Source organism: Flavobacterium sp., from assembly GCF_035299245.1.
Classification (GTDB): domain Bacteria; phylum Bacteroidota; class Bacteroidia; order Flavobacteriales; family Flavobacteriaceae; genus Flavobacterium.
Map to the genome: position 1 here is coordinate 201,530 of NZ_DATGWY010000002.1, position 6,129 is coordinate 207,658.

Annotated in this window: 8 protein-coding genes; all 8 read right to left on the bottom strand. The window is 30.5% G+C overall.

The features are described from left to right. Window positions 1–10: 10 nt before the first annotated feature. The gene (locus VK161_RS01430; protein ID WP_324212962.1) at window positions 11–517 is read right to left on the bottom strand and encodes a hypothetical protein; all 507 of its coding nucleotides are present in this window, start codon (window positions 515–517) and stop codon (window positions 11–13) included. A 185-nt stretch (window positions 518–702) separates the two neighbouring features. Beyond that, window positions 703–1,452, bottom strand: coding sequence for a hypothetical protein (locus VK161_RS01435; RefSeq protein ID WP_324212963.1), 750 nt, complete (start codon window positions 1,450–1,452; stop codon window positions 703–705). A 216-nt stretch (window positions 1,453–1,668) separates the two neighbouring features. After that, window positions 1,669–2,505 carry an acyl-CoA thioester hydrolase/BAAT C-terminal domain-containing protein gene (locus VK161_RS01440; RefSeq protein WP_324212964.1) on the bottom strand — a complete coding sequence of 279 codons (837 nt, stop codon included), beginning with the start codon at window positions 2,503–2,505 and terminating at the stop codon, window positions 1,669–1,671. Window positions 2,506–2,575: 70 nt separating this feature from the next. Further along, on the bottom strand, window positions 2,576–3,148 hold the full coding sequence (locus tag VK161_RS01445) for a Crp/Fnr family transcriptional regulator (RefSeq protein WP_324212965.1): 573 nt from the start codon (window positions 3,146–3,148) through the stop codon (window positions 2,576–2,578). A 207-nt stretch (window positions 3,149–3,355) separates the two neighbouring features. Then, entirely contained in the window at window positions 3,356–3,916 is a 561-nt protein-coding gene (locus tag VK161_RS01450) for a hypothetical protein (RefSeq protein ID WP_324212966.1), read from the bottom strand. 242 nt (window positions 3,917–4,158) lie between these two features. Next, window positions 4,159–4,869: a hypothetical protein gene (locus VK161_RS01455; protein WP_324212967.1), complete on the bottom strand. Its 711-nt coding sequence runs from the start codon at window positions 4,867–4,869 to the stop codon at window positions 4,159–4,161. A 190-nt stretch (window positions 4,870–5,059) separates the two neighbouring features. Continuing rightward, complete coding sequence (locus tag VK161_RS01460) at window positions 5,060–5,380, bottom strand: hypothetical protein (protein ID WP_324212968.1); 321 nt, start codon at window positions 5,378–5,380, stop codon at window positions 5,060–5,062. Window positions 5,381–5,592: 212 nt separating this feature from the next. Beyond that, on the bottom strand, window positions 5,593–5,967 hold the full coding sequence (locus VK161_RS01465) for a hypothetical protein (protein WP_324212969.1): 375 nt from the start codon (window positions 5,965–5,967) through the stop codon (window positions 5,593–5,595). Between the last annotated feature and the right edge of the window lie 162 nt (window positions 5,968–6,129).

Consider the following 6,129-nt stretch of genomic DNA (forward strand, 5'->3'; position numbering starts at 1 on the left):
GCGAAAGTTTTTATTCATGGATATTCGTAATTTTCTCGTAGAGATGTTCTTTCCAATTCTTTAATTGTTTATAAAATTTCAGGACGATTTTTTCATGATCACTTACAAACAAACTTTCACCCTTAAGATATGAACTCATATTTACAGAAAAAGTTTCGCCACGATGATTAAAATAATAGGAATCATGAGAAGAGTCATCTGGAACATATTTCCCAGTGTATGTTGAGTAAAGCTCTTGTAATTTAAGATGCTCTATTTTATTCAATTCGTTTAAGGTTTCAATCACATTTTCAGGAATGAAATTGCTTTTGTAAATTGAATATATTCTTCCTTCAAATGGAAATTTATACCAAACCAATTTAATCTCAAATGATAGATCATTGTATATTAATAGAGTTATATTATGAGGAATTGCGGGAAAAGCAGGAGAAGAACTATATAAAAGTATGTATTCTTCTTTTAATGTTTTATCATTATTAAGATACTCATCTCTAAAATTATCTATACCAATTGACATTGATTGTGTTTTAAAATTTTCGCTAACGTTCGGCCGCATTGCGTCTGTTGTGCTGCGAACACTGACCAAACAAATCTACAAAATTTCCTAGAAAGATAGAGTTGTAGCAACCAGATTACTTTCCACGAAGACAAAATAGCAAGCGCAAGCCCAGCAATAGCGCAAAACGGTTGTTGGCAGTAGTGCTATTTATATTCCATTCCATTATATTTTAACTTTTTTGTCTTTGTTTTTTCTTTTGTTATTTTTTCTATGCAATCATCTTTTATCAATTCATTCCTAAATTTAGAAAATGTTTGCTTAACTATAAGATTGGAAAAATTATGGGTCATTTTTTCGTCTATTGTAATCACAGATTCAACATACTCAAATTGTCCTTCACAATTTGTATCCCATTCACCTTTATATTCTTTAATTGAAAAACTATTTAAAACCCTTTTTAAATTATCACCGTCTTTTACAAATAGAGATAAATCACTTTTATCATAGGGATTTGCTCTACTGCTTCCTTCATAGTTTACTTGAATTCCAAAAGCATTTACATTTGAATTCAAACTGTATAGTTCAGTATTTATTTCAATTGACGAAATAGAAATTGCGTCAGAAACCCATGCATTTGATTCGTAAAAAGTACTTATTATGTTTCCATTCGAATTTTCAACTAATAGTATGTACGCATCCATTTCAGATAGAATTTCATTACTAAATTCATCAACTTCTTTTCTTGATATTTTTGGGACAACTACAACTGAAAGCTTGTTGTTGTTTGAAAGTACTTTTTCGACATATAGATTATCTTTAATATCGTTTCTTGAAAATTTTAATTGTTGAAGAATTTTCGTTTTTATTTTACTAGTTTCAGGACTTTGAGCATAAATATTGATTGAAATTAGAGTAATGAAAAAAACAATTTTCTTAAAACTTAGTGTTTTCATATATTCATATTAGGCTGTTAGATTCTTGAGTCTGCGACAGCATTACTGCCAACGTTCCCATGCTTGCCGTCTGTTGCTGCTGCAAGCACGAACCAAAACAAAACTACAACATTTCCTAGAAAGATAGAATTGTACCCACCAGATTATTTTCCACGAAGACTAAATAGCAAGCGCAAGCCCAGCAATAGCGGCAAACATGTGTTAGTGGCTGGCTTTTTATTTAAAATTTTTGTTCAAAAAGTCAAATACCAAATCAAAACGTTTTAGAGGTTCAGTATGGCTTCCATCAATAGGAATATGATCGTATTGATATTTAAAATTGAATGTTTTTAATCTAGAAATCATTTTTTCTGCCATTGGTGTTGATGGACAAACTTCGTCTTTAGTTGCTGAAAGTAATAAAATAGAAGCTTTAATGTTTTCTACTTTTATCACTGACTTTTCTTCGGCGATTTTGTCTTTTAACATTGCTTCAAAAGTCCCACGTAAATCACCTTTCATTAAAAATGGAACGGCTTCTTCATTTACTGGAATAAAAGGTAATTCTGTACCTTCAAATGTCCAGCAAGAAGAATTAAATTCTTGTGTATGTCCGGGAAATACTGCATGGCTTGAAACTAAAGCTATTACACATTTTATATCTTTGTAATAACTTGCTGTTAAAAGTGCTAAATCACCACCTCTAGAACCACCAATAATCGCAATTTTCTTTTTATTGATTTTTTTATTTTTTGTAGCTTCAAGTATCGCATTATGAATGTCTTCAATTGCAATTTTATCTAAAATAGCTGGAGTATTTTTGCAACCAAAATAACCAATTGCTAAAAAGGCATACCCTTTTTCAATAAATTCTTCTCTTGTTTTTTTCCAATAATCACCTGTCCAAGCATTTCCGCCTTCAGAACCACCAAGTCCAACAATTAGAGGTTGTTTTTTACCTTTTCCGAGATATAAGATTGCTTCGACATTTTTTGCGGTAATAGTTTGTTGTGAGTAACTAAAAATGGTGCTACTAATAAAAAGCAATACCATTACTAATTTTGAAGTGTTCATATTTTAATTTTTTAATTTCTCACAAAATTGAATTAAATACATTCAATAACTTTTGATCTATATCAAAAAATCATTTTTCGGCTCTAATTCTGCTCAAAGTTTCTTGGGTAATTCCCAAATATGAAGCTACCATTCCGAGCGGAATTCTATGATGAATATCGTGGTAAGTTTTGATAAAATGGTTGTATTTTTCTTTCGCAGTTGTAAATCGCATCGAGGTGATTCTTTCCAAAAAGTGACCAAATACCGTTCCCATTGATAATCTCGCATACCGTTCCATCTCTGGGAAGTTTTCAAACAAATACATTAAATCATTTACCTCTAAGCATAGTGCGTCAGTGTCTTCTATGGCGTCAATATAATAGATATCGATTGTTCTTGTTCTAAAGCTTCTAGGAGAATTACTCCATTCTCCTTCTGCTGGAAAATATTCACTAATTTCTTTTCCATCTTTTATGAAATAGGTGCGGAACAAGCCTTTTTGAATGAAATAGGATTTTGTGCATACATTATTTGCATTGTGAACCATTTCACCTTTCTTAAAAGTAACAAAACGAACTTTGTCAATTAAAGCAATTTTAAGTTCATCATTTAGTTTGATGTACTTTTCAAAATGTTTAAATAATGTTTCACTCTGTTCCATTATTTGTTTATCGTATTCTTTTATTACGTTTATTTAAGCTTGCCACTAACGTTTGCGGCTTTGCGTCTGTTGCTGCTGCGAGAACGAACCAAAACAAACCTACGAAATTTCTTAGAAAGATAGAGTAGAAGTCACCAGATTATTTTCCACGAAGACTAAATAGCAAGCGCAAGCCCAGCAATAGTGGCAAACATGTGTTATATGCAGTTATTTTTTGTAAGGCTCTTTCTTTTCAAACTTTTTCGTTGCTTCATTCAAAATATATATTTCTGGTTTGCAGTATGAGCAATTATTATAAAAATAATTCTTTTCTTCTGGTGGATTAATAATTAACATTCTACTGTCTTTTTTAAATTCTGCTCCAACGGATGAATTTGGAGCATCATAAATTTTCCCAGTTCTTCTGTCAATTAATACATTTATTTGACATGGAACTCCACAACCCCAAGTAGCAAAAGTGTAATGTCCTGCAAAAAGATTATCAGAATCATCATAACTTTCTCTAATTGCAGTTCTGTATTGCTTTCCTAATTCGTGAGAATTTAAGTCAAGTTTAGCTTTAACACTTTCCATGTTGACTTTAAAATCATTAAAAGTTATATAAGGTTCAAATTTTATAAGAACATCTCTAATTTTATCTTTCTGAATAGTTGTATCTCCATAAATGATAACACTGCCTTCATTCATAATGGTATCAATCACAGGATTTACTTTTTCTTTCTTTTGATGTGATTTAGCAGTATCTGATTTTATTTCTAGTGTAGTCAAACTCTTATTTTTATCTGTACATGACAAAAATAAAAGTAGTGTTGTAAGAATATAGAAGCGTCGTTTCATAATTGCATATAACGTATGTGGCTTGCACCAGTTGCTGCTGCAATCACTGACCAAAACAAATCTACAAAATTTCTAAGAAAGATAAAGTTGTAGCAACCAGATTATTTTCCACGAAGACGAAAATAGCAAGCGCAAGCCCAGCAATTGGTGCAAACCATTGTTAGCAGAAGTTTTTAATTTGAAGAACGTATAATCGGCATAGCTTTTAAATTATCTTGAGAATTACTTTTAATTAATTCGACATTTTCTTCAACATAAAAAGTTTTTAAGATGCTATTGTTTGAAATATCAAGTTTTTTAATTTGTGTGTCAGTTAGATAAAGTTGTTTTAACTCAGTATTTTTTGATATATCTAAAGTTTTTAAATTTACATTTCCACTAAGTTGTAGTGTTCTCAGTTTTGTAAGTTTAGTAAACCCAAGATTTTCAAATAAATTTCCTTGTAAATAAAGTTGTTCAATATTATCTGTGTTTTTTAGTTCAATAATCTGAATTCCATTTCGAAAAGCATAAAGACCTTTCAAATTTGTCAAGTTTTTCAAAACCAATTTTTTTCCAAATTTATTTTCACCAACATATAATTCTTCAATAACGGAATTATTATAAAAAACATCTAAGTTCGTAATATTATTGGCCATAGCATTAAGTACTTTTAATTTTTTAAAGTAGATTAAGTCGTCAAGTTTATTGATATTACTTTTTGCTATTTTAAGTTTAGTGACTGTATCAATTTCACTTATTTCAATTTCTTTATTTTTGTTAAAATCATAACCCTTTTCTATTAAAGCTTTTTTAAGATTTAAATCTTTAAATTTAATTTCTTGAGAGTTTGAGCTTAAAGAAATAAAAAGAATTAGGTAAAAAAAGAAATATTTGTTTTTCATGTTTTTTGTCTAAATAAAATTTCTGCTAACGTTTGCCGCTTTGCGTCTGTTGCTGCTGCAAAAACTGGCCAAAACAAACCTACAAAATTTCTTTGAAAGTTAGAGTTGTAGCAACCAGCATATTTTCCACGAAGACGAAAATAGCAAGCGCAAGCCCAGCAATAGCGCAAAACGGTTGTTATAAGCTGGCCTATTTATGTTTTAAGATTACTTTTAAGTTCGTGTTCGTTTGAAATGTTTTTTCTGGTATATATTTTGGCACTAAACATTTTACAGAATCATCATACCATTCCGTTTCAAATTTTTCACCGCTTTGTATTTTTCCCAGTAATGTGTCACAGTAAAGAATAGTACTATCAGATTTGATTTTTGAATAAATTGATACAGCAAAATGTACAGAGTCAATTTTAACCTCATTTAAATATATAAATTCTTCTGGTCTATCATTTTTGCAACTTTGAATAATTGCACATAAAAAAACAGAGATAACTGTGTAGGTAAGTTTTTTCATTGGTTCTCTTTTTTACGAATTTTTCAAGGCTTGCTTATAACGTGTCGCGGCTTACACCAGTTGCTGCTGCAGACACTGACCAAACAAATATACAGAATTTCTTTCGAACTAAATTAGTGAAAACAAGCCAAATGTCCACCGAAGCAAAAAATGCAAGCGCAAGCCCAGCAATTGGTGTAAACCGCTGTTAGCGATAGTTGTTAATTAAAATTTCAAATAATTAAAGGTGGTTTTTCTTTTCTACAAGATGCTTCTCCAGTTTCAATGTCAATTTCACAAACTTTGTTTTTACGATAGTAAACGCTAAGTTTTTTCTCCTTGCCAAAAAATCCTATTCCATAAATTTTATTTCTCTTTTTTTTGCCACACAATTTAGCCAAGTCAACGTTCCATTTTATTTTTCCGTTTTGAACTGCTACAACAATATTTTCTATTTTGTCTAGATAAAAAGTGATTTGTCCAACATATTCAAGACCTTCTAATTTAGTTAAATCTTCAATTTTTAAATTAGAATTATGATCATTATTTTGACAATATGTTTTCTGAAAAAAGAAAAATAGAATTATAATTGTGAATGTGTATTTCATCGGAATTTTACAATTATCGCTAACGTTCGGCGGCTTTTGCTCTGTTGCTGCTGCAAGCACGAACCAAAACAAAACTACGGATTTTCTTTGAACGATAAAATTGTTTCCACCAGATTATTTTCCACGAAGACGAAAATAGCAAGCGCAAGCCCAGCAATAGGC

Excerpts from the sequence above, each read along its gene's own strand:
- VK161_RS01440 (WP_324212964.1), bottom strand. The coding sequence starts at position 2,505 with ATGAACACTTCAAAATTAGTAATGGTATTGCTTTTTATTAGTAGCACC.
- VK161_RS01460 (WP_324212968.1), bottom strand. The coding sequence starts at position 5,380 with ATGAAAAAACTTACCTACACAGTTATCTCTGTTTTTTTATGTGCAATT.
- VK161_RS01435 (WP_324212963.1), bottom strand. The coding sequence starts at position 1,452 with ATGAAAACACTAAGTTTTAAGAAAATTGTTTTTTTCATTACTCTAATT.
- VK161_RS01455 (WP_324212967.1), bottom strand. The coding sequence starts at position 4,869 with ATGAAAAACAAATATTTCTTTTTTTACCTAATTCTTTTTATTTCTTTA.
- VK161_RS01430 (WP_324212962.1), bottom strand. The coding sequence starts at position 517 with ATGTCAATTGGTATAGATAATTTTAGAGATGAGTATCTTAATAATGAT.
- VK161_RS01445 (WP_324212965.1), bottom strand. The coding sequence starts at position 3,148 with ATGGAACAGAGTGAAACATTATTTAAACATTTTGAAAAGTACATCAAA.
- VK161_RS01465 (WP_324212969.1), bottom strand. The coding sequence starts at position 5,967 with ATGAAATACACATTCACAATTATAATTCTATTTTTCTTTTTTCAGAAA.